The organism is Dyella humi, assembly GCF_044904605.1.
In the GTDB taxonomy this organism is placed as follows: domain Bacteria; phylum Pseudomonadota; class Gammaproteobacteria; order Xanthomonadales; family Rhodanobacteraceae; genus Dyella_B; species Dyella_B humi.
The window spans coordinates 939,400-962,676 of the sequence record NZ_JADIKI010000021.1 but is presented as its reverse complement, the minus strand read 5'-3'; the positions used below and the strand labels follow the sequence as shown (position 1 = coordinate 962,676).

Here is a 23,277-nt window from a genome sequence, read left to right as displayed (position 1 = left end):
GATGCGAAGCGGATCGAGAGCGTGTCGAGACGGCAGATTAGCGTGTCTAATCATCGCTGTCCGGGGAAAATTTTGCCCGGCTCACCGAAATACCTAAATGTTCGTCGTCCCGGCGAAGGCCGGGACCCAGCGACTTGAACATCGTCAAAGACACTGGATGATTCGCTCCGCTCACCCCTTCGGGGCCGTCCTTCGGACGTTCTTCGCGCTTCGCGCTACGTCCGGCTTGACCAGCTTCGCTGTTGTAAAGCGCCTCGCCGGGACGACGGATTTGGGAGTGTTGAATTTTCACCGTAAAGATCGGCATCACTTTCAAAGTGATGGGCGACACGCATCGTCCGCTTGGTGTCGACCCTTGACCACTTGAGGACGCCACTGCGCCAGTTCGCAACATTTACGTCCCTGCCACCCTTAGGAAAACCTATCTTTTTGGGCGTCGGCGTGCGCGTCCATTCAATGAGGCATTTATGAAAAAGATTATTTTTATCGGGGCCATTCTTCTGCTGCTCGGTAGCAACGTCACTGCAATGGATCGATCCGACGGCTCCACTGGTACGGCATCGCAAGATGTGGCCGACATCCAGCGCGTCATGGAAGCCTACCATCATGCCGTAGCCACGCATGACGGCAAAAGCGTTTCCGAACTCTTTTTCGACCACGGAAGCACGTTGGTGAACGTACTGTCCGACAAGACGTTTGCCGCCGCGCGGGCGAAGAACGCCTCGGCGCAGAAAGTCCGCGTCAGCAGTTATCGGGATTATGCCGCCTTCGTATCGAGCACAAAATCGGACCTCGATCCACGCCATACCGACGTTCGTATTACGAGCGATGGTACGGTGGCCTCGGTCTATTTTCACTTCGAGTATGTCATCGATGGCAAGGTGGAGAACCGCGGCGACGAAACATGGCAACTGGTCAAAACGGTGGATGGCTGGCGCATCGTCATCATCACTTATTCGTCAAATCCCGGAGCGGTGTGAACCGATCAAGCGTTCGCCGAATTGGGTAGCGTGGGCATCGATCGGTGCCCACGTGTAGGATGGCATGCGCGTTCGGCGAAACTTGTGAGGATGATGGTGCGCCCGATTTGGAACCAAGCTCGGCGTAGGGAAACCGGCTCTTATTCCAGACTGCGTCTGGCACTTATCTCCCTGCTAGCCTGGACGGCCGTCGGTGTCGTTTTCGCGATGCCGCGTTTTGCGTCGAACGCGGCATGGTGGTTCGTGTTGCGCGCCTCGTTGGCGGAGTGGTGGGCATGGGGATTGCTGGTTCCGGCGATTATTGCGGTGGATCGACGCCTACCCATCGCAGTGAACCGCCTGGGAACGCGACTCGCCGTCCAGATTGCTATCGGCATTCCAGCCACCTTGGTTTACAGCTATGTCGCTGCGCTGCTTAAGGTGATGCTGGGTGCGATGGCATGGCCAGACGCAATTGGCCTCGGTCCCTTGTATGAGGCCCTGAAGGGTGGCTTCTTATGGAGCCTCCTGGTCTACCTGCTCGTGGTCGGCGGTTGGCAAGCGGTGCAATACAGTCAGCACTATCTTGCTTCGCAGCTAAGGCTCGAACGGCTGGAACGCAATTTTTCCGAAGCGCGTTTGAATGTCCTGCGCATGCAGCTCGATCCGCACTTTCTTTTCAATGCGCTGAATACCATATCCTCTCTTGTCGTAAGTCAGCCCAAGCTTGCGCGTGGAATGATCGAGCAATTGGGCGATCTACTGCGTCTTTCGCTGGAGTCCGGACGTCGGCAGCAGGTACACCTCAGCGAGGAGCTGGAATTCCTCGGCCATTACCTCGCCATCCAGAAGACGCGCTTTGGCGATAGCTTGCATGTCGTCGTCGACGTCCCCGCGTCTGCTTACGATGTCATGGTGCCAAGCCTTATCTTGCAACCACTGGTCGAAAACGCGGTTCGCCACGGATTGTCGCCGCGACCGGGCGGCGGCACCGTTTGGGTACAGGCGACGATCGACGATGCCATGTTGTGCATCACCGTCGAGGACGATGGCGTCGGACTTGGCGATAACTGGACGGACGACCGCGTTGGATTGGGGCTAGGCGTCACCCGCGAGCGCATCGCCACGCTCCATCCCACGCAAGATGCAGGTCTCCAGATCGATCCACGCGAAGGTGGCGGCACGCGTGTTCGTGTCTCGATACCCACGCGCGCGGCGGGGGCGCATGGCAATGAGTGAGAGACATACTTATCGGGTTCTTATCGTCGACGACGAGCAGCCGGCGCGCCAACGTCTGCGCGAATTAATGGACAACGATCCCGACGTCGGCGAAATGATGGAAGCCGAGAATGGGCTGGACGCCGTCGAAGCGATCCTGCAAAAGCAGCCCGACGTCGTTTTTTTAGACGTTCAAATGCCGGGGCTCGACGGCCTGGGCGTGATCGATACGATCGGCATCGAGCGCATGCCCGTAACGGTATTTGTGACGGCCTTCGATCAGCATGCCGTGCGTGCCTTCGAATCGGCCGCCATCGACTATGTGCTCAAGCCATACGGCGACGAGCGCATGGAGGCCGCTTTCTCCCGCGCAAAGGCGCGCTTGGACGATAAGTACGTGCGCGAATTCGGCCAGAGCGTGCTCAAGCTGCTCGATAACCACCACCTGGACAAACCGTTTCTCGATCGCATCGTCATTCGGGAACGCGACAAGACCGATCTGATCCGCGTCGAATCGATCGACTGCATCGAAAGTGCGGGCATCTACGTGGCATTGCACGTGGGGCGTGAACGCATCATCCATCGAGCTGCCCTCGGCGAACTCGTCGGACGGCTCGATCCGCGCCGCTTCGTTCGCGTGCATCGCTCGACCGTCGTCAACATCGACAGCATTCTGCATTTGGAGCCGGCCACGCACGGAGAATTCGATCTCGTCTTGCGTGGCGGCCACCGTGTCCATGTCAGTCGCACGTTTCGACCTTTGCTTGAGGCTCGGCTTGGGCAGCCCTTGTAACGCGTACGCGCTCGACGAGGTGACGTATCCGACATCGCAAATTCTCCCTTTATGGCGCCGGTCCGGCATCACTCGGAGCTAGAGAAAATGAGGGTTTGTCGCCGTCCGTACTGGGCTTGCTCACGCTGATGTTGCTGTCTACCCATGGCGTAGCGGAATCACCACAGTGTTCGCTTTCGGCCCGAAGCAGGTATCTACAAGCGGAACTTGCGATCGCTCAACCGGTCACTGATCTGGCTTAGCCTCGGCTTGAGGCTGGTTAACGACAAAAGGGGGATCGCATGAAGCTCGCCGCACTCTTCACTCTCACTTTAGCTGCAACAAGCGTGCAAGCGCAGCAAGCCACCCAGCCCGATACGCGTCAACCTGACGCATCCGTGAAAGGTGCCAGTGTCCAAATGCATGATGTAGGGCCTCCCGATGCGATCGCTCAGCTGAGGAAATTGGCGGCCGCGTACAATCTAGCCACGGTGAAAAAAGATACGTCTGCTCTATTGCGTTTCTACTATGACGAAAACGTTCCAGTCACTGGATCGGTGTCACCTCCCTCATTCGCGCGAATGACGGAGGCAAGCAATGGGAAAGCACCAAAGCTGTATCCATCCAATGCGAAGGATCAGTCGGTTGCCGATACTTCAGCGAAAGCAACAGCAGAGAAAATGTCCAATTTGACGATTCATACTGATGGCGCCGTGGCGAGCATCGAATATGACTATGAAATTCCCCAAGGCTATGGGCACACATTTTGGACGCTGGTCGATACTAAGGACGCATGGAAAATTACTTCCATCGTGTATTCAATAAACATCCGGTCGACTGCGAAGTAAGTTGACTCAATGCGACGAGGCGCTCGGATCGATATGGAAATGTCCACTTCCGCCTCCAAAAGCAGCCGTTGATGGCATTGTGTGAAAACACTGACGACAGGGGAAAATGGATGTTCAATATTCTGAGGAAGTGGCGTTCGGCCGTAGTAGTTGTCTTATGGGGCGCGCTATGGTCTGTGGGGCCCGAGGTCGCTGCTGCCACCCATCAAACTGTACTAACTGACGTGCCATTGGCGGCTTATGAGCACGCTCAGACGCTGGTCGCTCTGCCCGATGGGCGCCGTTTGAACCTATTTTGTGTGGGGGCCGGCACACCAGTCGTCATCTTTGAGGCGGGTGGCGGTGACGACAGTCTGAGCTTCCGGCGCGTGCAGGGGCGTTTGGCCGCTGTCACGCGAGTCTGTAGTTATGACCGAGCGGGGATGGGGTTCAGTGACCCTTCGGATAGTCCCACTACGGTCTCTCATGTCGTAAACGATCTGCACGCGCTGATTAGGCAGGAGGCCATACCGTTGCCGGTTGTCTTGGCCGGCCATTCCGACGGGGGTTTGTACGTCACCTTCTATGCGGCCGACTATCCGGAAGATGTCGCAGGCCTGGTTTTGATTGACCCAGATAGTCCTGGTCTTGATATGGCAGCGACGAAAGTGCTTGATCAGCCTTGGCTAAACAAATGGCGTGCCGGTGATCAGAGCGATATGAATCAAGCACGCCTTTGTTTCTCCCTGGCGCAGAGCGGCGATCTGGCACGTACCCCCGCACGTTATCCGAAGTGCATGGATGACCCGCCGAATGCTGATCCTGTGCTTCACCGATTGCTAAACGCACAACTGGCACGGCCCTCCGAGCAGGAAGCCATTTTGACAGAGGACTTGGATACTAATCCGGCACCAGATGGTGGCTTATCAAAGGCTGAGCTGGCTTTTCAGCGCGTCCACTTCGATTTTGGCGACAAGCCGCTCATTGTGTTGAGCGGAATCGATGAGCTAGGAATGCTTCCTCCTCAAGAACGAACAAAAGTGGGCAAGGCCATGCTGGCGAATCAGGCCGCCTTGGCTTCTCACTCTACACAAGGTAAACAAATCCTCGCAAACAGTCGCACAGAATATATCCAAACATCCCGTCCAGATGTAGTCGTGCATGCGATGACGGAGTTAGTCGGGAAAGCTCGGAAACAAATCGAGTCACGAACGATTGCGTCGGATGCAAAAAAATAGACTTGAAGTTCTCGTCCTGCTTCCAAGATCTAAGCGAAACCAAGGTCAGAATCGACTAAGCCGCGATGACAATCACGAGCTGTAGTGCCAAAGGCATGAAATGTGCAGCCCGACCCCGATTTTCTTGCATGACGCATAGCGTCGTGACATCCGTGGTCTTGAGCGCTGTGATGATGATGGCCTTGAGCACTCCGGCGCGACATGACACGATCATGCAGATGACAAGCAAACCCGCCGCAGCGCAGCATCTGCGCGACCTCGCACGGCTACGCCGCGTTCGTGACCGGATCGACCGGGAGTACGCGCAGCCGCTGGACGTCGAAGCGCTTGCCCGTGGCGCGAACATGTCGGCCGGGCACCTCAGCCGCCAGTTCCGGCTCGCCTTTGGCGAATCGCCATACAGCTACCTGATGACGCGGCGCATCGAGCGTGCGATGGCGCTGCTGCGTCGCGGCGACCTCAGCGTTACCGACGTCTGCTTCGCGGTCGGCTGCTCATCACTGGGCACCTTCAGCACGCGCTTCACCGAGCTGGTCGGTATGCCGCCCAGCACCTATCAGCGCCAGGAAGCGCACGCGACCGTGGGGATGCCGTCGTGCGTGTCGAAACAAGTCACGCGACCGATCAGGAATCGAGAAGCGCCGGTCACCGAGCCGCAACTAGACTGACCGCTCCTTCATCACCAATCACTTGGGATCATCATGGACATCACCATTCACGCGAGCTTTCTCCCGCACAACGACCCGGACGCCTCCCTGGCTTTCTATCGCGATACCCTCGGCTTCGAAGTCCGCAACGACGTCGGATACAGCGGGATGCGCTGGATCACGATCGGCCCCGCCGGCCAGCCGGGCACATCCATTGTTCTGGCGCCGCCCGCCGCCTATCCCGGCATCACTGACGACGAGCGCCGCACTATCACCGAAATGATGGCCAAGGGCACCTACGCCATGATCCTGCTGGCCACCAAGGACCTCGACGGCACCTTCGAGCGACTGCAGGCCAGCGAAGCCGAGGTCGTGCAGGAACCGACTGAGCAGCCATATGGAGTGCGCGACTGCGCCGTGCGCGATCCCGCGGGCAACATGATCCGTATCCAGCAACTGCGCTGAGTCGGTTGTGGACTGCTGCACGGATGGCACTGTCAAATGGAAACGATTCGAGGCCTGAACCATGAATCCATCGGAACGCATCGATCAGTTGATCGCAGATATCACGGATTGGCGTGGCAAAACGTTCGCCAGCGTCCGCAAGATCATCCTTGATGCCGATCGGGAGATCATCGAGGAATGGAAGTGGATGGCAAGCCCAGTGTGGTATCGCGATGGCATCATCGCGGTGGGCAACGCCCACAAGGGCAAGGTGAAGCTAACCTTTATGTATGGGGCGAGCCTCCCTGATCCTGACAAGCTCTTCAACGCGGGCTTGGAAGGCAACGCGAGACGAGCGATTGATTTTTTCGAGGGCGATAAAATCAATGCGCGTGCGCTGAAAGATCTCATCCGTGCCGCTATTGAGTACAACCAGGGCAGATTGAAGAAGAAAGCGCCTGCGGGTACTCGAGCGAAGGTGCAAAAAAGTAAAAAGGCAGCTCATTAGCAGCGAAGCTCAACTGTACCTTGAACAGTTTCCTCTCCCCTCCGGGGAGAGGGTTAGGGTGAGGGGACGGGCTTGCCACAACCGTCATGGCCTGCGCCAACCTTGCTTCGAATCTTTCATGCAACAAAGCAGCTCATCGCGAGATTGCCCCCTCACCCCAACCCTCTCCCCGGAGGGGAGAGGGAGCACATACGGTATGAAACTGCGCATCCGCCGTTTTCCAACGGCTGCCCGATGACAGCCACCCCGCACTAGGCCGAGAGACACTTTCGCGCACCTGTCCGGCGCCATACGCTGCCCCGGCGAAGTTTGTTTGCCACGGCCACCGATGGGGATGAGATGTCCGCACGCGCTACGCCACGCCGGCTCGCGATGCCGGTCTTGCTGCTAGGGTTCTGGACCCTGATCGCCTTGTCGTACGCGCTTAGCGGGGGATTGTCTTCGATCAGTGAAGGTCGGGCACCGGACTGGTCACGTGCGCTGGTGTGGAACTTCGCCGATTTCTATCTGTGGATGGCAATGGTGCCGCTGATCGCGTGGCTCGGCCGGCAGAGTGCAGGTGAAAGCTGGCGACACTTCGCTGTTGTGCAGGTGCCCGCCAGCCTGGGCCTGGCGCTAGCGCATACGGTGGTGCATCTGTCGATTTACTGGGTGGCATGCGGGCCGGGGCGAATGCCGGTTACGACATTCGGCGCGTTCCTTCGCATGCAGTTCGCTTTCGACTATCACTTCGATCTGCTGATCTACTGGGTCATCCTGGTGATACTGCGCGGGCTGGATTCGCAACGCCGCCTGCGCGACGAACGCCTGCGCCGTGTGCAACTGGAGTCGCAGCTGGTGCAATCGCAGCTGCGCACACTGCGCGTGCAGTTGCAGCCACACTTTCTGTTCAATACGCTCAATGCGATTTCCGCACTTGTGTTGTCCGAGCCGATGCAGGCGCGCCTGATGATCGGCCGCCTAGGCGACTTGTTGCGCCTCACCTTGGAGGAAAGCCACGCGCTGGAGGTGCCGCTGTCCCGCGAATTGGAACTGTTGAGCTGTTATCTGGCTATCCAGGAAGTACGCTTTCAGGACCGACTGAGCACTAGTCTTGATGTGGCGATGGACACGCTGCATGCCTCCGTGCCAAGCATGATTTTGCAGCCGCTGGTGGAGAACGCTTTGAAGCACGGCCTGCAGGACAAACCCGAGCAGGGCCAGTTGCGCATTGTGAGCCGCCGCGAAGGCGGTGAGTTGTATCTGCGCGTGGACGATGACGGGCTTGGCCTGCCGGAAGGCGTTTCCGAAGGGTTGGGATTGAGCAATACGCGTGCGCGCTTGCAGGTGCTATTCGGTGAAGCCGCCAGCGTTGCGCTGGCAAGCAAGGCAGAAGGCGGCACCCGCGTGGAACTTCGCTTTCCCTTTCGCGAGTATGTAACGGAGGCCGCCGCATGAACATGCCGCCGATCCGCACCTTGTTAGTTGACGATGAAGTACTCGCGCGGCTTGCCCTGCGTCAGGCGCTGGCCACGCATCCGGATGTCGAGATCGTGGGCGAGTGCGGCAACGCTGCAGAGGCTTTGCAAGCGATTGCCGCGCTTGAGCCGGCGCTGATTTTCCTGGATATCCGCATGCCCGGCGCGGATGGCTTCAAACTGTTGCACCGCCTGCAGCCGGATGCGTTGCCGATGGTGGTATTTGCTACCGCCTACGGTCAGCACGCGCTGCGTGCGTTCGATGCCAACGCGCTGGATTATGTGCTGAAGCCGATCAAACAGGAGCGCTTCGATCAGACGATGGCACGCGTGCGAAAGCAATGGATGGGTTTGCACGCACGCACTGAAAAGATGCTTTCGACACCGAACCCGTCACTTGCGCCAAAATACGCACAACGCATCAGCGTACGCACCGGCGAAAATATCCGGGTCATAGCTGTCCAGGACATCGACTGGATTCGTGCCGACGGAAATTACGTGCAGATCCATGTAGGCTGCACCAGCTATCTGCATCGCGAAACGCTGCGACATCTGTTGGATACGCTGGATCCTTCGCGTTTCCTGCGCATTCACCGCGGCACGCTGGTGAATGTCGAGCGCATTCGCGAAATCCATCCGCTTTTTCAGGGCGGCGCCGAAGTAGTGCTGCATAACGGTACCCACCTCAGCCTGAGTCGGCGCTTCCGCACTCACGCGCGACACGCGCTAGGGATGCTCTGATTAATTCAGCGCATCCCTACATGTCCTGGACCGGCTACGCGCGTACGCGACCGCTCGTCATACGGATGTGGCCGCTTGTCACAAACCACCGGCGCGCAGGCATGGCCTTCCCGATCATGATGGCGGGTCGCATCGACCTCCATTCAACGGAGAGAAAACTATGAAGTTGCGCACAATCGCCTTGGCCATGGCTTTCGCGCTGGGTTGCGCAGGGGCAGTGGATGCCGCCGAGTTGCTTGGTCCCGGCGTGATTTCCACGGGCATGCAAGAAACCACTGCCGCATTTTCGCCGGATGGCGAAACGCTGTATTTCATGCGCTCAGACCTCGCCGAAACGGACGACACCATCATGGTTTCGCGTCGTCATGGCAACAGTTGGACGATGCCGGAGGTGGCGTCATTCTCCGGGCAATGGCACGATTCCGAGCCGGCCTACACGCCGGACGGCAAGCGCCTGTACTTTGTTTCCAATCGGCCCGTGCATGCCGGCGATCCGCCGTTGACCGCCAAGATGCTCGGTCAGACTTTCGCGGGAACCAACCTGTGGTACGTCGAACAGCAGGCGAATGGACACTTGGGCGAACCGGTGCATGTGGACGGTGCACTCAACGACGGCGCCATGCTCTACAACCCGTCGCTGGCGGCGAACGGCGATATCTATTTCTCCGCGCACCGCCCGGACTCCGGCGACCTCTACCAGATCTACGTGGTGCATCCGGCGGGCAGCGCATACTCCACGCCGCAGCGAGTGGAGCTGGGCGATACATCGCACAACCGCATGGATCCGTGCATCGATCCGCAAGGCCGCTTCCTGCTGTTTGCCGGCAATGAAGGCGACTCGCTGGGTCGTGCCGATATCTACATCGCTTTTCGCAAGGCCGATGGAAGCTGGAGCAAGCCGGAGCACCTGGGCGGTGATGTGAACACCAAAAGCCTGGAAAACGCACCGACGCTTGGCCGTCAATTCGGCGAGCTATACGTATCCAGCAATCGCCAGGAAGATGTGCGCTTTCCCAAACCGCGCGACACTGCGGCCTCGTTGCAGAAGAGGCTGAGCGGTCCACTCAACGGCTCGCGCGATATCTGGCGTGTGGATATCGCCGACGTGCTTCGTGCGCACGGCATCAAGGATTGATGCGGTGACGCTCAATAGCCGCGGTAGCGAAGTGCCCCCATGATAATGCTGAAAGCGGACGTTGGCTGGCGACGGCTTGGGTAGTAGAGGTGGTATCCGGAGTAGGGCGGCGTCCAGTCCGAGAGTACTTGCACAAGTTGGCCACTGGCCAGATAGGGCTGAACATGTCCCTCGGGCAAGTACGTTATGCCGAAGCCATCTAGCGAGGCTTGCAGCATCGAACTACCACTGTTGAAAGTCAGCTGTCCGTCGACACGCACGCGCAGTTCCTTGCCATTCTTCTCGAACTCCCACGCGTAGAGTCCGCCGTGAGTCGGCAGGCGAAGATTGATGCAACGGTGGCTTGTCAGATCCTGCGGAGTCCGTGGTTTTTTGCAATGGGCAAAGTAAGAGGGCGCAGCGACAGTCGCCATCCGCATATCCGGCCCGATTGGCATGGCGATCATGTCTTTGGCCACCATCCCGCCGAGCCGCACCCCAGCGTCATAGTGTTCCGCAACGATATCGGTCAGTCCGTAGTCGATGACGATCTCCACATGTATATCTGGGTAGTCCGGTAGAAGCTTGCGCAACACGGGCCAGAGCACCGTGTTGGCCGCGTACTCGTCCGTGGTGATGCGGATATTGCCGGCTGGCTTTTCGCGCAAATCACTCAGCGCTGCAAGCTCGTAGTCGATTTCCTCAAAGCGGGGAGCCAAGGTACGAAGAAGGCGTTCACCCGCCTCTGTCGGCGTGACGCTGCGCGTTGTACGAGTTAGCAGCCGAACGCCCAGCCGCTCTTCGAGCGTACGCATGCAGTGACTTAATGCGGATGGAGAGATCCCTAGCTTGGCGGCCGCGCGCGTAAAGCTGCGCTCGTTGGCGACCATGACAAACGCGGCGAGGTCATTGAGGTTCGTTCGCGCCATATTGCTGAATCTCATTCACAAGTTCATGCGAAAACTACCATCTAATCGCATGACTCGGCGAACCGTATATTGCGTACGGATAAACCAGGCTGTTGCCGATTCACGCAACAGATAGCGAGGAAATCACCCATGGAACTTAAACGCGCTGGCTCGCAGCCTTCGCAAAAAGGCCCTGCCGAATATTTCACGGGCACGGTTCGCATCGATCCTCTGAACACGCCGCCAGCTCCCGCAAGGGCCACCACCGCCTATGTCACGTTCGAGCCGGGCGCGCGTTCGGCCTGGCACACCCATCCGCTTGGCCAAACGTTGATCGTCACGACCGGCTGCGGTTGGACGCAGTGTGAAGGCGGTCCGATCGTGGAGATTCGCGCCGGCGACATTATCTGGTGTCCTCCCGGACACAAGCATTGGCACGGCGCGACGCCCACTACTTCCATGACTCATCTCGCTGTCACAGAAGCGCTCGATGGCAAGGCGGTGGAATGGATGGAGAAGGTCACGGACGAGGAATATCTCGTCGGCCCGACCAAGGAGGCTGCGCGATGAGCGACAAACCCACAGCCTTTCGCAGTCCGTTCGGCGACATCGCACCGGCCCTTAGCATCTATACCGACAACGTTCTCTTCGGCGATGTGTGGAAGCGGCCAGGCCTGTCTCCACGCGACCGCAGCCTGATAACCGTTGCGACCTTGATCGCACTCTACCGAACCAATGAGCTTCCGTTCCATTTGAAATACGCGCTGCAGAACGGTGTTACGCGTGATGAACTTATTGAATTGATCACGCATCTCGCCTTTTACGCTGGCTGGCCAACGGCCAGCACGGCAATCGGGATTGTTCGCAAAGTCTTTGAGGAGGCAGGCGCCTGAGCTTCAGGCGATGCCGCCTACACAAGGAGACTGAGCATGCAGGTGAAGAGGTGTCACATGGCCTGAGTGCGTACTCGATCTAGAAGTTCGCGGAAGCGGTAAGACGAGTTCTATCATTTGTTGAACTTGTCCGGTGGACGGCTGGCACAGATTCACCTGCGTGGTATTTACATGGCGGCATGGAGTCGCTTCAAGGCGATACCCAATGCGATGTGGTAGCTGGCGCCGGTATCGCCATTGACAACGACGGTCGCCAGCGGCCCGTTGTGCGTAATAAGGCCGGTTTCCAGGCTGGCATCACAGTCATCCTGTAGTTCGATATAGGGCATACCCAGTCCGCGCAGCGCGTCGCTTAGTCCCGCTTCGGGATGCTCATGTACTTGCTGGGTAAGGTTGCCGGGAGCAAGCAACATGAATTCCGTGGTTTGAGGCCGTGCGGTGCGCACGCGTGCAACGAGTTCGCGCAACCCATGGCAAGTGCAGACCTCCACCGTGCGGCCGGCGGCGAGCGCCAGCTGCTTGAGGTGGCTTAGCAATTCCTTGCTTAGAGAGCTCGCGGCGGGATGCGGCCCTTGGATGATCATGATGGTCACAGTTGCTCCTGACCCGTTTTTCGATGGGAGCATGTTCGCGCCGGGCCAAGTAAAGCTGCTATATCCAGAACATCGGTGTGGCGTAAATTTTTCGCAACATCAGCGCGCTTCTGACAACGCCACAGCATCAGCGCCGGCAGCCATGCGAACCGGGCTCGACGGATCGTTCGCCGCACGCCACACTGCTTCTGCCACGTCTTGCGATCGAGTAATCGCCGTCAACTGCTCCCATCCCACGAAGACACTCTGGACAAGATCGGCGTATGCCTCGGGGAAGCCAGCTTGCATCCGGGGCCGTGCGTTTTCACCGAAGCGGGTCTCTGGAGCCCGTCCCGGTAGCACTAGGCTCACTCGCACATTGAAAGGCTTCAGTTCCAGCGCAAGGGACTCGGTAAATGCGTTCACCGCTGCCTTGCTGGCGGTGTACACGGAAAGCAGAGGAAGTGACCTCAACGTCACACTCGACGTAACGTTCACGATGACGCCGGCCTTCCGTTGCCGGAACTGAGGCAGCACCGCCTGGGTCATCGCCATCGTACCGAGCGTGTTCGTCTCGAAGACTTCACGCGCGATGTCCATCGATGTGCCTTCGAGCGCGTTCAGCACGCCGATCCCTGCGTTGTTGACCAGCACGTCGATCGGTCCTGCGGCATCCACGGCCTGACGAATGCTTTTCGGATCGGTGACATCGAGGGCGAGCATGTGCAGATGCTCGGAACGCGGCAGAACGTCTTCGCGCGGTGTGCGCATCGTGGCGATGACCTTCCAATCGCGATCGAGGAAATACCGGGCGGTTTCGAGGCCGAACCCGGACGAGCATCCGGTGATCAGGACAGTTTTCATTGGAATTCCTGTGGGCGGTTTGCAATACCGAAACGATAGGTCGCCGGTGCAGGACTCGCTACAATCAGGAGTCCGAGTTTCTTTTGCAGGAGTCCGGTCATGACCGATCCACTCGCAGAGGTTGTCACGCTGCTCCAGCCTGCCGTCCGAGCCTCCAAAATCGTCAACGGCGCAGGCCGCTGGAGCGTTCGACGCGCGGAATACGGGCAACCCTACTATTGCGTGATCCTCGGCGGATCCAGCCGCATTGTGGTCGACGGGCATGCGCCGATCGCCCTCCAGGAGGGCGACTTTGTCCTGATCCCCGCGGCGCACGGCTTCACGATGACAAGCCTCGATCCGCCGACCTCGGAGAACATTGATTCGCCCTTCGTGTTGCTTAATGGCGAAGTCAGAGTGGGTATTAAAAGCGGTCCACCGGATGTTCGATTACTGGTGGGTCACTGCGTTTTCGATTCGCCGGACGCAGCCTTGCTGGTTTCGCTCCTCCCGCAAGTTGTGCACGTTCGCGGCGAGAAGCGGCTGGCCACTCTCGTGCAACTTGTAAGAGAAGAATCGCGCGAGCAACGGCCCGCGCGTGATGTCGTCCTGGCACGCCTGATGGAGGTGATTCTCATCGAAGCCCTCCGATCCACGGCGGGAACGGCAGCATCGCCCGGCCTCGTGCGCGGGCTTGCCGACGCACGACTCGCGATCGCGATACGGCAGATGCACGAAAGTCCGACTCGGCCCTGGACGGTTGCGCAGCTGGCGAAAGAGGCTGCGCTCTCTCGCTCGGCGTTTTTCGAGCGATTCAGTCGCGCCGTGGGCGTTGCTCCGATGGAATACCTACTCGCCTGGCGCATGGCTTTGGCAAAGAACCTGCTGCGACGAAACGAAGGCGGTGTCGCCGAAATTGCGGAGCGTGTCGGCTACAGCTCCGCAAGCACGTTCAGTGTTGCATTCACCCGCTATGTCGGAGTGCCGCCAACGCGATATGCGCGGGAGCAGAAGGAGCCGCAAGGGGCGTAATGTCGGCGCATGGCGCCTCGCCGGGGCGACGATTTATTCAGGGCATCCCTAAAGGTTCTTTGGCACTCGCTGCGCAGGATCGTAGAAAAATGTTTCTTGCGCGATGCGCTCACCTTCCCATCGCTGATAGGCGAGCTCCTCCATCTGTGTGGTGCTCCCGTCAAGCCAGTCGAACCGAAATACCCAGCGGATGACGACCCAATCGCCGTGCACGAATACGGGGCGAACACAGGTGGACGTTACCGATTTGGCACGAGAGAAAACCATGCGCTCGTTGTTTATATGGGCATCGCGCCCGACGCGTGGCGGGGACTGATTCTCCTGCATGGTCGAATCGATGGTATAGAACTCCTCGCATGCTTCGATGTGTGCGTTACGTTCAACGAGTGCGATAAAACGCTCGAGTGTCTCGAGTGTTGGCATGGAAAACTCCGAAGGTTGTTGTGTGAAAAGGCGTGGCAGCATCGCGATATCGGCGCGCCTGGAAAAGAGCCAAATGACGGAAAAGTCGTGATGCCATCTGGAACTCCGCGATCGTCGTCAGGCTGCCTTGCTTGATCACGGCTACGAAATAACGGAGTGCCTCAGCTCCATCTCCGTTCCATACCTAAAAGGTATGCCCCTCAGCTTATAAAGTCTTTTTCGTGTGCTCCACGAGAGCTTACAGTCGCTGCAGATGGCAACCCATTGAATCATCCATTGAATCAATGGCGTGCTGAGTCGTTCACAGAGAACTAGAGGAAATCACATGACTAAGTTAACCAACAAAGTAGCACTCGTTACTGGTGGCTCGCGGGGCATCGGTGCAGCCATCGCCAAACGCCTGGCCGCAGATGGCGCAAGCGTGGCCATTACATACGCGAAGGACTCCGCCGCAGCTTCGGCGGTGGTGAAAGCGATTGAACTCACGGGTGGAAAGGCTATCGCGATCCAGGCGGACGCTGCCAACGTCGGAGTAGTCAGAGGTGCGGTCGAAAAGGCCGTCGCTACCTTCGGCCGGCTGGATGTACTGGTGAACAATGCCGGCACGGCCATTCCGAAACCGTTCGAGGAGGCGACGCAGGAAGAGATGGACCGCGTGGTCGACATCAATATTCGCGGTGTATTCGCAACGACTCAGGCTGCGCTGAAGCACATGACGGATGGTGGTCGCATCATCATGATCGGTTCTGCGGTGGGCGAGCGTGCCGTTGCGCCCGGGCTGGTGCCCTACGCGGCCACGAAGGGAGCCGTCAAAATGTTCACTCAGGCGCTGTCCAGAGAAGTGGGGGAGCGGGGCATTACGGTCAACAACGTCCAGCCGGGCCCGATCGATACGGATCTGAATCCCGCGTCAGGTGATTGGGCGGTACCGCAGAAGGCCGCCACTGTGCTCGACCGCTACGGGCGCGTTGAAGAGATCGCTGCAATGGTGTCGTTCATCGCCGGTCCGGAGTCCTCGTACATCACGGGAGCGAACCTTACGGTGGATGGCGGCATGAATGCCTGAGCCAACATACGCACTTGGCTTTCGGAGCTGAAGAAAGAAGCATTCGTGCGGATGCGATGGAGAGTCGATGAACTATTGAGTTTTCCATTATTTACGGCAGGCACGATCGCCTTGCAGAAATGCCCGATCTTGCCTCGTCGTCATTCCGGCGAAGGCCGGAATCCAGTTTCAATACGTTGTGCGAAGCACGCAAAAACGGTTTTGTGTCCTTCGGACGCGTATTTAGACTGGATTCCGGCCTTCGCCGGAATGACGACGAGGCAGTACCGGACCTTTTCGCCAGGGTGTCGCGAATAATGAAAAGCTCAATAATTGATTCGACCCTCCTCACTTTCAATTCATGGCTTAGGTTTTGAAACACGTGCGATCAAGTCATCCAGGTGTGACAGGAACATCTTCAGGATGGGCGAGGGGTTCGACTTGCTGTAGCCAACCGTCAAATCGATTGTTGGCGGCTCGCCTATCAGTGGGCGGCTGACCACCGACCAGGGCATGAGCTTCTGCATATAAGCGGGAATCAGCGTCAGGCCGCGTGTCGAGGCTACCAGTGACATCACCATCGCGGGGTTGTCGACTACTTGCTCCGGCGTGATGTCAATGCCGGATCGTTCAAGGTAGTCATCGATGACTGCACGCAGCACCGTAGCCTTGTTCCCCATGCCGATGAACGGCTCACCTATAAGATCCTTGGGGCGAATCTTGTCACGCGACACCAGCCGATGATCGCTGGGCATCAACACTACCAGCGGTTCGCGTATCACCGAGTGGTAGACGAGATCGTAATCAGGTTCTGCGCGCAAGAATGCGAGATCCAATTTGCCACGCACCACTGCTTCGGCGAGATCCGGCGAGTAGTCGCTTGAAACGGTGACGTCTATGTTGGGTAGTTCGGCGCGAAGAATGTGCATGGCTTCTGGCAGCCAAGTCATTTCTTGCCCGGTGAGAAAGCCTAGTGCGAAATGCTGCTTGCTCGGTTGCGCAGCCTTGCGCGCTGCTTCGATAGCGGCGTCCACCTGACTCAGTGCCAGGCGCGCATGATCGAAGAACACCTTGCCTGCCTCGGTAAGCGTTACCCCGCGCGCACTACGGATCAGCAGGTCCGCACCCACCTGATCTTCAAGGTCCTTGATCTGCCGACTCAGCGACGGCTGCGAAGTGTGCAGTCGTCGTTCGGCAGCCACCGTCAGGCTGCCTGTTTCGGCGACCGCAACGAAATATCGAAGATGGCGCAATTCCAAGGGTTCTTTTCCCTGTCATGCCTATGAGGCATGGGAGCCAGCTTACAAAGTCTTTTTCATGCGCGCTATAGACGCTTACATTTCTCGCAGTGGTGCAGGGGCTCGAATCGACAGCGATGCCCAAAAGGTTTCCCAGCTGCCCCGCGATTCCGGCTTCAACCCTTTCCGAGAAGCGCTGACATGACCATCCACACGCATCAAACAGCCCCTACCCAGTTCGTCAGCATCAACGGTATCCGCTTCGCGTACCGCCGCTTCGGTGCCAAGAGCAGTGTCCCGTTGGTCTTCTTTCAACACTTCATGGGCAACCTGGACGACCACGACTCGGCGCTGACTGACGCGTTCGCAGCCGACCGCGAGGTCATCCTCTTCAACAACGCCGGGGTCGCCTCCTCGACTGGTACCACGCCGAACACGATCGAGCAGGCCGCGCGCGACGCCGAGGCTTTCATTGATGCTCTGGGCCTCAGCACGGTTGACCTGCTGGCCCATTCGATGGGCGGTCTGATCGCTCAGCAGGTAGCTCTCGATCGGCCCGAGCTCGCGCGTCGGCTCGTGCTAATTGGCACCGCGCCGCGCGGTGGTGAGGGCCTTGGCGAACTCCCTCCCGACATCGAGGCGCTCTTTTTCAAAAAGTACGAGCATCAAGAGGAGATGTGGCTGCCGATTCTGTTCACTCCTTCTGAGGCCAGCCAGGCTGCCGGTCACGCCTACCTGGCGCGCATCACAGCACGTAAGGACCAGGACGTGGAGGTCTCAATGGAGACGGTTCAAGCCCAAGCCGCTGCTATCGCTGCCTATGGGGCGGAGAAGGACAAGACTTACGCCCATTTGAAGGAGCTGCGTCAGCCGACCCTGGTCGTCAATGGCAACAACGACATCATCATCCCAACCATCAACTCCTACTTGCTACAGCAGCACATCCCCAATGCGCAGCTCATTCTTTATCCCGATGCCAATCACGGCGCCCACCACCAATATCCCGAGCTCTTCGTCCAGCACGCCAAGCTCTTCCTGGACGCTGAATAGCTTTTACAGGCACGTTCACTTGGAGCGATGGCTGCATTGAGTAGCTGATCGCGAGCCCACTCCGCCTCATTTCTTGCGCGCCGTTTTCCACAAGGTGGACAACTCTCCCACCATCATCCTTCGAGGAGATACGACAGTGACACAGCCCCCATCTTCCACCGCCAGGACGATCAAAATACCTGGACCGGATCATCCCATCACGATCGAACGCAACGCACGGCGCGTCGTTGTGAGAGTCGCAAGCCGCGTTGTCGCCGACACGCGCGACGCGCTCACGCTAAAAGAGGCTGGCTACCCGGCAGTCCAATACATTCCTCGCCAAGATGTAGACATGTCGCTGCTGGAGCGCACGGACCACGCCACCTATTGCCCCTACAAGGGTGAGTGCGCTTACTACAGCGTGCCGGTCGGCGGCGAGCGTGCTGTGAATGCGGTGTGGACGTATGAGCATCCCTACGACGCGGTTGCTCTGATAAAGGCCCACGTTGCGTTCTATCCGGATCGTGTCGAGGCGATTGAAGAACTCGACCATTGATTTTCCCTTTCATTCGATTTCCCATATGAGCGGAGAAACCTCATGAGCAACCTCAGTGGCAAAACTGCCCTGGTAACAGGCGCATCGCGCGGCATCGGCCGAGCCGCGGCGCTTGCACTCGCCAAAGCCGGTGCACAGGTTCTGGTCCATTACAGCAGCGCACAGAAAGAAGCCGACGCGGTGGTGGAAGAAATTCGCCAGTCAGGCGGCCGTGCCGAGAAAGTCGGCGCCGATTTGAGTACGCCGAATGGCCCGCACCAATTGGCCAAGCATGTGCGAAGCATCATCGGCGATCGATTGGACATTCTTGTCGCCAATGCAGGCATCTCGAAGGCAGTGTCGATCGAAGAGATCAGCGTTGAGGACTTCGACCAGCTCTTTGCCGTCAATGTGCGCGCGCCGTATTTCCTGGTCCAGCAGCTGCTGCCAACCATGTGCTCGGGCAGCAACATCATCTTCACCTCGTCGCTCGTCGCACGCGCCGCAGTGGGCAATCTATCCGCCTATGCGGCGACCAAGGGTGCCGTAGACACCTTGGTCAAGCATCTCGCCGCATTCCTTGGGCCGCGAGGTATTCGTGTCAACGCGGTGGCGCCAGGTGTGGTGGAAACGGATATGTCCAATTTCACCAAGACCGAGGAAGGCCGGAACGTTGCGATGGGCATGCAAGCGCTCAAGCGTCTTGCACAGCCGGACGACATCGCAGGTGCTGTCGCCTTTCTCGCCTCGGACGAAGCGCGTTGGATCACTGGCGATATTTTGCAGGTGGATGGTGGTTCGAAGCTGTGAGGGTTTTTGTGACCGATACTCAACAAAAATCACGTAATCGGTTTACGAACTTGCATCGCAGTTAAGTAATAGTCTCTACGTTGCTGTTCAAGCAAGCTGCCTGAAATAGCCCCAGGCGAGCACCGAAGTCAGTGTCGCCGGGAACAGGTTCGCCAGCATGGGCGACAAGCCGTACACCACGCCGAAGGTCACGATGGCCTTCTGGCCGAAGTACCACGTGAGCGCCAGCAGGATGCCCAGAAAAATACGCCTGCCCGCGCCACCCGAGCGCAAGGTGCCGAACGCGAACGGCATTGCGCTCAACATAAGCACGAGCACATTCAGCGGGTACATCACGCGTCCCCAGAACGGCGACGCATAGGCCGTGGAATTTTCGTGGTTGCGTTCCAGGTAGTGGATGTTGCGCAACTGGTCGCGCATCGAGAGGTACTGCGGCTGGATCATCGATTTTTCGAGCACGTCCGGATCGAGCTGCGAGGCCCATCGCTCATGGGCACGGGTGGTGCTGTGCACCCCGTCGTCGTCGATGACGCTGCTGCGCACGTGACCGAGTATCCACTGGCTACCGATATGCTGGGCGTTATCGGCGTGATCGAATCGGCTCAGTTCACCGTCCGGCGCCAGCGTGAAGACGTTCACGTCGATCAATTGCACCCACGCATGCCCGTCGTTGTCGTGAAGGATGCTTTGCTTGGCATTGATGATGCGATCGCCATCGCGTGCCCAGAGGCCGTTTTGACCGACATCCATGCTTCCTGTCCGCAAGCGCATCTGGATCGCTTGATCCTGTTGATCGCCCCAGGGACCGATGGTTTCGCCCATGATCACGACACCGACGATCAGCACCGCCACCACCCCCACCGCTGAGACGGCGATACGCAGACGTGACATGCCGGCGGCGCGCAGCGCGGTCAGCTCACCCGTCGAGGCCAGTCCGCCCAATCCCAACAGGCCGCCGATCAGGGCGGCCGACCCGTACATTTCGTACATCCGGCGCGGGACGGTGACGAAAACATAGAACGCGGCGTTGCTCACGGTGAACCCGTTCTGCCCGACGAAGCGGATCTGACGCATGAACTGCAGGGCCGTATCCAAGCCCACCAGAATGAACCACGTCATCAGCACCCAGCCGAGCACGGTCAAGCCCACCAGCAGATCGACCCGTTTGATCCATGGGCTCATGGCGCCAACGCCGCGCTCCGGTGCAGCAGCGCCACGTGTGCCGTGGACCATGAACCGAGTTTCACATCCTGTCGTCCCGGACATTGCGCCAACACGGCGGGCAGGGCGGCGCCGTCAAGGGAACCATCGACGATCAGCAGCAACGAGGGATGCCGATCCGATAGCAGGCAGATGGTCTGGGCGGCCTGCGGCCCCTGCCATGCGACGGCATAGATGGGCTTGTCGAGGTACAGCCGCATACCCCATGGCGTATGTTCTTCCATGGCGACCGTGGAATCGGCGGCTTCAACGAACGCTATCGCCGAATACTCGGTCTCGCCCACCCGGGACGCCAACTGCCGGGCGAACACCCGGTCGTCGGAGAGCGGGTGTGCGTACAACGCCACGCCACCCTTCATCGCGAGCAGCAGTACCAGCCAGACACCGAGCATGAAGCGCTGGCGCCACGACGCAAGATCAATCCGATCGCGCAAGGCCAGCGCGATCATCAACGCCATCGGCAAAAACAATGGCAGCACATACACCGGCAACCGAGAGCGCGCGATACAGAAGATGAGCAGCGGAAGGGTCAACCACAACGCCAGGAAGAGCGCCGGCGATCGCTCGTGCCACCCGCGGCGCCAATTCCGCGGCAACAAGGCGGCCTGCCATGCGGGCCACAGCAGGGGCCACCACGGCAATGTCCCGAACACGAACACCGGGCCGTAAGCGGTCAGCCAGCCGTACCACTGCGGGTTGCGGCCTTGGGTTGACGTGAACACGCGATCGAACAGCTCATACCGCAGGAAGTAATCGACCAACCGTGGATCGTGCACCATGACGATCGCGTACCAGGCCAACCCGACCACGGCAAACACCGCCATCCCCGTCCACGGAAAGAAGCGGCGCAACGCGCGCAGGCCATCGCGCCGCGCGATGAAGAGAACGATGCCCAGCAGCGGCAGCAGACCGGGTGGCCCCTTCGTGAGGAACGCCAGCCCGAAACCCAGCCACATCAATAGCACAGGACGACGCGGTGCTTCGCTGGCGCCGAATGCCGCCTGGACAAACCCCCACATCGCAAGCGCTTCGCACAGCGTGAGCAGATCATCGGTGCTCACGACATTGCTTGCGATGAACGGCGCCACGGTGCAGCCGTAAACCAAACCTGGCAGCCAGGCCTTGCCGGGCAGCAAGCGACTACCCATCCCACATAGCAGCAGCGCGGTCAGCACGAAGGCCAGCGCAGGCGGCGTGCGCACTGCCCAGGTGTTACGCCCCATCACGCGGACGGCGGCGGCGATCGCCCAGAGCATCAGCGGTGGCTTGGTGAAGTTTTTATGGTCGGCGTTGTAGGCCGGTACCAAATAATCACCCGAGTCCAGCATCTGCAGCGCATTGTCAACATACCGGCCCTCGTCGGTATTCCACAAGGCACGCGTTCCCTGGAACGAGAGCCCCAACACCAGTAGCAACAGGCTCAACCAGACGTAGACAAGCTGCGCCCGGCATGTCGCCCATCCGTGAGGCCGATCGCTGTTCCGTTCGTCAACCGGCGCTTCCGCACCGCGCGCAGTGGGCAAGGCGGCGATGTTCATGCGACGGCGTGGAGGGAATGGGTGTGTGCGGGATTAGCTTTGCGCGTCGCACGATCGACGACGTGCGTTGGCGGCACGCCGATGAAAGCTTCAACTGCGCTGCGTTCGGAGTGAGGTATCCATTCGGCTTGCAAGGCGTGGAACCCTTCGCATGACCACGTTGGTGCTGCTTCGAATACGGAGAAATCGGACTGCTTACGAGGTGAAGCCGGCATGAGATGAAGCTCGCGAAATAACCAAGGCGAGATCCGTGTAATGATCCTTGTGATGACCGCAGGTAAAGAGCTGGCCAATAGCAGGCTGGAGCTTCGCTCCATTGCAAAGCGTCGAGCGCTCATCTGCACCGCCTCATCCGATTTCTTCTGATGAACTCGCCATTCGAAAGCACTCTTTGGCGAAAGATCTATCTCTCAAACACCTAATTGACAGGGAAGCTTGCGCATGCGCGACGAAAGCCTTGAGCGCACTAAAAGGCTCTGGTAAAGCCGATCATTACCGTGCTCCCGTGACTGCTGTCGACGAGTGGGCTGTGGCTTATCTTGTCGGGAAGTGACGTGTATGTTGCGCTCATCATCAAAGCCCATTTCTCGCCAATGGGTCTCGTTAGGCCGACGCTAACTTCCGAAATAAGCGACCCGCCGGGCTCGTAAGCCGGAACGCCCCTCAGCACTTCTTGAGGATGTATGCCGTAGTAATAGTCAGCGACTTTGCGGGACAGAAAGGTCGCTCCGACACTCGGTGTGATTTTGAATCCTGCAAAGTGGAAGGGGTACCCATATTCAACGGAGTATTCCTGCCCTTCGCTGCTTCCCGATATATCAGACTTGGCGACAACCCTCACTTGTCCGGCCACGCTCTTCCATGTGGCAGCAACGCCCGCGTCGATACTGTGTTTGCGATCTTGAAGGTCGTCTCGATTAACCCCGCGTCGCGCGAGATCAGTCCGGCTGAAGTCTCTTTCATTGATGCTGGTAAAGCCTGCTGTCACGATGGCATCGATCACCACACCATCAAATTTGACCAGGTGCGCGCCTCCTGTGGCGCCACGAACAAAGAATCGATGGCCTTCGTAATCAATTAGAGGAAAGGGTGTTATCTGGGTACTTTGCCCAGCATAGCCTTGATCCGAAGCTACAATGCCAAGGCCCACTCTCAAGGGTGGCGTGTGTTCTTCACCTTGATCTTCGGACGAGGGCGTCGATTGAGCTAATGCGCTGGCTGACACCATCATAAGAAGTGTGAGCGGATAGATTTTTCTCATCAGT

27 protein-coding genes are annotated in these 23,277 nt (G+C 58.7%); 18 read left to right on the top strand and 9 right to left on the bottom strand.

The window, feature by feature from the left end; translation table 11 throughout:
* Positions 1-46: 46 nt before the first annotated feature.
* Positions 47-331 carry a hypothetical protein gene (locus tag ISP18_RS04950; protein ID WP_380017585.1) on the bottom strand — a complete coding sequence of 95 codons (285 nt, stop codon included), beginning with the start codon at positions 329-331 and terminating at the stop codon, positions 47-49.
* Between the two features lie 136 nt (positions 332-467).
* Here ISP18_RS04950 and ISP18_RS04945 point away from each other — a divergent pair, with 136 nt between their 5' ends.
* From ISP18_RS04945 to ISP18_RS04895, 11 genes are all read left to right on the top strand, one after another.
* The gene (locus ISP18_RS04945) at positions 468-980 is read left to right on the top strand and encodes a YybH family protein (protein ID WP_380017583.1); all 513 of its coding nucleotides are present in this window, start codon (positions 468-470) and stop codon (positions 978-980) included.
* Between the two features lie 207 nt (positions 981-1,187).
* The gene (locus ISP18_RS04940) at positions 1,188-2,198 is read left to right on the top strand and encodes a sensor histidine kinase (protein ID WP_380017581.1); all 1,011 of its coding nucleotides are present in this window, start codon (positions 1,188-1,190) and stop codon (positions 2,196-2,198) included.
* Complete coding sequence (locus tag ISP18_RS04935) at positions 2,134-2,970, top strand: LytR/AlgR family response regulator transcription factor (RefSeq protein WP_404559246.1); 837 nt, start codon at positions 2,134-2,136, stop codon at positions 2,968-2,970. The genes ISP18_RS04940 and ISP18_RS04935 overlap by 65 nt, the downstream gene beginning before the upstream one ends.
* 281 nt (positions 2,971-3,251) lie before the next feature.
* Positions 3,252-3,797 carry a hypothetical protein gene (locus ISP18_RS04930; protein ID WP_380017577.1) on the top strand — a complete coding sequence of 182 codons (546 nt, stop codon included), beginning with the start codon at positions 3,252-3,254 and terminating at the stop codon, positions 3,795-3,797.
* Between the two features lie 110 nt (positions 3,798-3,907).
* The gene (locus tag ISP18_RS04925; protein ID WP_380017575.1) at positions 3,908-5,014 is read left to right on the top strand and encodes an alpha/beta hydrolase; all 1,107 of its coding nucleotides are present in this window, start codon (positions 3,908-3,910) and stop codon (positions 5,012-5,014) included.
* A 128-nt stretch (positions 5,015-5,142) separates the two neighbouring features.
* Positions 5,143-5,682 (top strand): helix-turn-helix transcriptional regulator, encoded by a 540-nt coding sequence (locus tag ISP18_RS04920; RefSeq protein WP_380017573.1) that lies wholly within the window; start codon positions 5,143-5,145, stop codon positions 5,680-5,682.
* 33 nt (positions 5,683-5,715) lie between these two features.
* Complete coding sequence (locus ISP18_RS04915) at positions 5,716-6,126, top strand: VOC family protein (RefSeq protein ID WP_380017571.1); 411 nt, start codon at positions 5,716-5,718, stop codon at positions 6,124-6,126.
* A 61-nt stretch (positions 6,127-6,187) separates the two neighbouring features.
* The gene (locus ISP18_RS04910) at positions 6,188-6,613 is read left to right on the top strand and encodes a DUF1801 domain-containing protein (protein WP_380017569.1); all 426 of its coding nucleotides are present in this window, start codon (positions 6,188-6,190) and stop codon (positions 6,611-6,613) included.
* Between the two features lie 339 nt (positions 6,614-6,952).
* Entirely contained in the window at positions 6,953-8,050 is a 1,098-nt protein-coding gene (locus ISP18_RS04905; RefSeq protein WP_380017567.1) for a sensor histidine kinase, read from the top strand.
* Positions 8,047-8,811, top strand: a complete 765-nt coding sequence (locus ISP18_RS04900; protein WP_380017565.1) for a LytR/AlgR family response regulator transcription factor — start codon at positions 8,047-8,049, stop codon at positions 8,809-8,811. The genes ISP18_RS04905 and ISP18_RS04900 overlap by 4 nt, the downstream gene beginning before the upstream one ends.
* Positions 8,812-8,971: 160 nt before the next feature.
* Positions 8,972-9,946, top strand: a complete 975-nt coding sequence (locus tag ISP18_RS04895) for a TolB family protein (protein ID WP_380017563.1) — start codon at positions 8,972-8,974, stop codon at positions 9,944-9,946.
* An 11-nt stretch (positions 9,947-9,957) separates the two neighbouring features.
* On the opposite strand, the gene ISP18_RS04890 is transcribed toward ISP18_RS04895, so the two are convergent.
* On the bottom strand, positions 9,958-10,869 hold the full coding sequence (locus ISP18_RS04890) for a LysR family transcriptional regulator (RefSeq protein WP_380017561.1): 912 nt from the start codon (positions 10,867-10,869) through the stop codon (positions 9,958-9,960).
* 114 nt (positions 10,870-10,983) lie between these two features.
* Between ISP18_RS04890 and ISP18_RS04885 the strand changes: the two genes are divergently transcribed.
* Entirely contained in the window at positions 10,984-11,403 is a 420-nt protein-coding gene (locus ISP18_RS04885; protein ID WP_380017559.1) for a (R)-mandelonitrile lyase, read from the top strand.
* Complete coding sequence (locus tag ISP18_RS04880; RefSeq protein ID WP_380017557.1) at positions 11,400-11,726, top strand: carboxymuconolactone decarboxylase family protein; 327 nt, start codon at positions 11,400-11,402, stop codon at positions 11,724-11,726. Before ISP18_RS04885 ends, ISP18_RS04880 begins: the two co-directional genes overlap by 4 nt.
* Positions 11,727-11,893: 167 nt before the next feature.
* Here ISP18_RS04880 and ISP18_RS04875 read toward each other — a convergent pair whose 3' ends face one another.
* Complete coding sequence (locus ISP18_RS04875) at positions 11,894-12,319, bottom strand: hypothetical protein (RefSeq protein ID WP_380017555.1); 426 nt, start codon at positions 12,317-12,319, stop codon at positions 11,894-11,896.
* Positions 12,320-12,418: 99 nt separating this feature from the next.
* Entirely contained in the window at positions 12,419-13,162 is a 744-nt protein-coding gene (locus tag ISP18_RS04870) for an SDR family oxidoreductase (RefSeq protein ID WP_380017553.1), read from the bottom strand.
* Between the two features lie 99 nt (positions 13,163-13,261).
* On the opposite strand from ISP18_RS04870, the gene ISP18_RS04865 reads away from it, so the two are divergent.
* A complete protein-coding gene (locus tag ISP18_RS04865; RefSeq protein ID WP_380017551.1) occupies positions 13,262-14,173 on the top strand; it encodes an AraC family transcriptional regulator in 912 nt (303 codons plus the stop codon).
* A gap of 48 nt (positions 14,174-14,221) precedes the next feature.
* Here the strand turns inward: ISP18_RS04865 and ISP18_RS04860 are convergent, their stop codons facing one another.
* Positions 14,222-14,596 carry a nuclear transport factor 2 family protein gene (locus ISP18_RS04860; RefSeq protein WP_380017549.1) on the bottom strand — a complete coding sequence of 125 codons (375 nt, stop codon included), beginning with the start codon at positions 14,594-14,596 and terminating at the stop codon, positions 14,222-14,224.
* A gap of 325 nt (positions 14,597-14,921) precedes the next feature.
* On the opposite strand from ISP18_RS04860, the gene ISP18_RS04855 reads away from it, so the two are divergent.
* Positions 14,922-15,662 (top strand): SDR family NAD(P)-dependent oxidoreductase, encoded by a 741-nt coding sequence (locus tag ISP18_RS04855; RefSeq protein ID WP_380017547.1) that lies wholly within the window; start codon positions 14,922-14,924, stop codon positions 15,660-15,662.
* A 338-nt stretch (positions 15,663-16,000) separates the two neighbouring features.
* On the opposite strand, the gene ISP18_RS04850 is transcribed toward ISP18_RS04855, so the two are convergent.
* On the bottom strand, positions 16,001-16,900 hold the full coding sequence (locus ISP18_RS04850; protein WP_380017545.1) for a LysR substrate-binding domain-containing protein: 900 nt from the start codon (positions 16,898-16,900) through the stop codon (positions 16,001-16,003).
* 180 nt (positions 16,901-17,080) lie between these two features.
* Between ISP18_RS04850 and ISP18_RS04845 the strand changes: the two genes are divergently transcribed.
* From ISP18_RS04845 to ISP18_RS04835, 3 genes are all read left to right on the top strand, one after another.
* Complete coding sequence (locus ISP18_RS04845; protein ID WP_380017543.1) at positions 17,081-17,929, top strand: alpha/beta fold hydrolase; 849 nt, start codon at positions 17,081-17,083, stop codon at positions 17,927-17,929.
* A 229-nt stretch (positions 17,930-18,158) separates the two neighbouring features.
* Complete coding sequence (locus ISP18_RS04840; protein ID WP_380017541.1) at positions 18,159-18,464, top strand: DUF427 domain-containing protein; 306 nt, start codon at positions 18,159-18,161, stop codon at positions 18,462-18,464.
* Between the two features lie 42 nt (positions 18,465-18,506).
* On the top strand, positions 18,507-19,253 hold the full coding sequence (locus ISP18_RS04835) for an SDR family NAD(P)-dependent oxidoreductase (protein ID WP_380017539.1): 747 nt from the start codon (positions 18,507-18,509) through the stop codon (positions 19,251-19,253).
* An 87-nt stretch (positions 19,254-19,340) separates the two neighbouring features.
* On the opposite strand, the gene lptG is transcribed toward ISP18_RS04835, so the two are convergent.
* The 3 genes from lptG to ISP18_RS04820 all read right to left on the bottom strand — a co-directional run bounded on the left by lptG (position 19,341) and on the right by ISP18_RS04820 (position 23,273).
* On the bottom strand, positions 19,341-20,435 hold the full coding sequence (gene lptG, locus ISP18_RS04830; RefSeq protein WP_380017537.1) for an LPS export ABC transporter permease LptG: 1,095 nt from the start codon (positions 20,433-20,435) through the stop codon (positions 19,341-19,343).
* Positions 20,432-22,012 carry an ArnT family glycosyltransferase gene (locus ISP18_RS04825; protein WP_380017535.1) on the bottom strand — a complete coding sequence of 527 codons (1,581 nt, stop codon included), beginning with the start codon at positions 22,010-22,012 and terminating at the stop codon, positions 20,432-20,434. The genes lptG and ISP18_RS04825 overlap by 4 nt, the downstream gene beginning before the upstream one ends.
* 466 nt (positions 22,013-22,478) lie before the next feature.
* Positions 22,479-23,273 carry a MipA/OmpV family protein gene (locus ISP18_RS04820; protein ID WP_380017531.1) on the bottom strand — a complete coding sequence of 265 codons (795 nt, stop codon included), beginning with the start codon at positions 23,271-23,273 and terminating at the stop codon, positions 22,479-22,481.
* Between the last annotated feature and the right edge of the window lie 4 nt (positions 23,274-23,277).

Coding starts and splice junctions, on each gene's coding strand:
- ISP18_RS04945 (WP_380017583.1), top strand. CDS start 468: ATGAAAAAGATTATTTTTATCGGGGCCATTCTTCTGCTGCTCGGTAGC.
- ISP18_RS04940 (WP_380017581.1), top strand. CDS start 1,188: ATGCCGCGTTTTGCGTCGAACGCGGCATGGTGGTTCGTGTTGCGCGCC.
- ISP18_RS04930 (WP_380017577.1), top strand. CDS start 3,252: ATGAAGCTCGCCGCACTCTTCACTCTCACTTTAGCTGCAACAAGCGTG.
- ISP18_RS04925 (WP_380017575.1), top strand. CDS start 3,908: ATGTTCAATATTCTGAGGAAGTGGCGTTCGGCCGTAGTAGTTGTCTTA.
- ISP18_RS04920 (WP_380017573.1), top strand. CDS start 5,143: ATGACGCATAGCGTCGTGACATCCGTGGTCTTGAGCGCTGTGATGATG.
- ISP18_RS04915 (WP_380017571.1), top strand. CDS start 5,716: ATGGACATCACCATTCACGCGAGCTTTCTCCCGCACAACGACCCGGAC.
- ISP18_RS04910 (WP_380017569.1), top strand. CDS start 6,188: ATGAATCCATCGGAACGCATCGATCAGTTGATCGCAGATATCACGGAT.
- ISP18_RS04905 (WP_380017567.1), top strand. CDS start 6,953: ATGTCCGCACGCGCTACGCCACGCCGGCTCGCGATGCCGGTCTTGCTG.
- ISP18_RS04900 (WP_380017565.1), top strand. CDS start 8,047: ATGAACATGCCGCCGATCCGCACCTTGTTAGTTGACGATGAAGTACTC.
- ISP18_RS04895 (WP_380017563.1), top strand. CDS start 8,972: ATGAAGTTGCGCACAATCGCCTTGGCCATGGCTTTCGCGCTGGGTTGC.
- ISP18_RS04890 (WP_380017561.1), bottom strand. CDS start 10,869: ATGAGATTCAGCAATATGGCGCGAACGAACCTCAATGACCTCGCCGCG.
- ISP18_RS04885 (WP_380017559.1), top strand. CDS start 10,984: ATGGAACTTAAACGCGCTGGCTCGCAGCCTTCGCAAAAAGGCCCTGCC.
- ISP18_RS04880 (WP_380017557.1), top strand. CDS start 11,400: ATGAGCGACAAACCCACAGCCTTTCGCAGTCCGTTCGGCGACATCGCA.
- ISP18_RS04870 (WP_380017553.1), bottom strand. CDS start 13,162: ATGAAAACTGTCCTGATCACCGGATGCTCGTCCGGGTTCGGCCTCGAA.
- ISP18_RS04865 (WP_380017551.1), top strand. CDS start 13,262: ATGACCGATCCACTCGCAGAGGTTGTCACGCTGCTCCAGCCTGCCGTC.
- ISP18_RS04860 (WP_380017549.1), bottom strand. CDS start 14,596: ATGCCAACACTCGAGACACTCGAGCGTTTTATCGCACTCGTTGAACGT.
- ISP18_RS04855 (WP_380017547.1), top strand. CDS start 14,922: ATGACTAAGTTAACCAACAAAGTAGCACTCGTTACTGGTGGCTCGCGG.
- ISP18_RS04845 (WP_380017543.1), top strand. CDS start 17,081: ATGACCATCCACACGCATCAAACAGCCCCTACCCAGTTCGTCAGCATC.
- ISP18_RS04835 (WP_380017539.1), top strand. CDS start 18,507: ATGAGCAACCTCAGTGGCAAAACTGCCCTGGTAACAGGCGCATCGCGC.
- lptG (WP_380017537.1), bottom strand. CDS start 20,435: ATGAGCCCATGGATCAAACGGGTCGATCTGCTGGTGGGCTTGACCGTG.
- ISP18_RS04825 (WP_380017535.1), bottom strand. CDS start 22,012: ATGAACATCGCCGCCTTGCCCACTGCGCGCGGTGCGGAAGCGCCGGTT.
- ISP18_RS04820 (WP_380017531.1), bottom strand. CDS start 23,273: ATGAGAAAAATCTATCCGCTCACACTTCTTATGATGGTGTCAGCCAGC.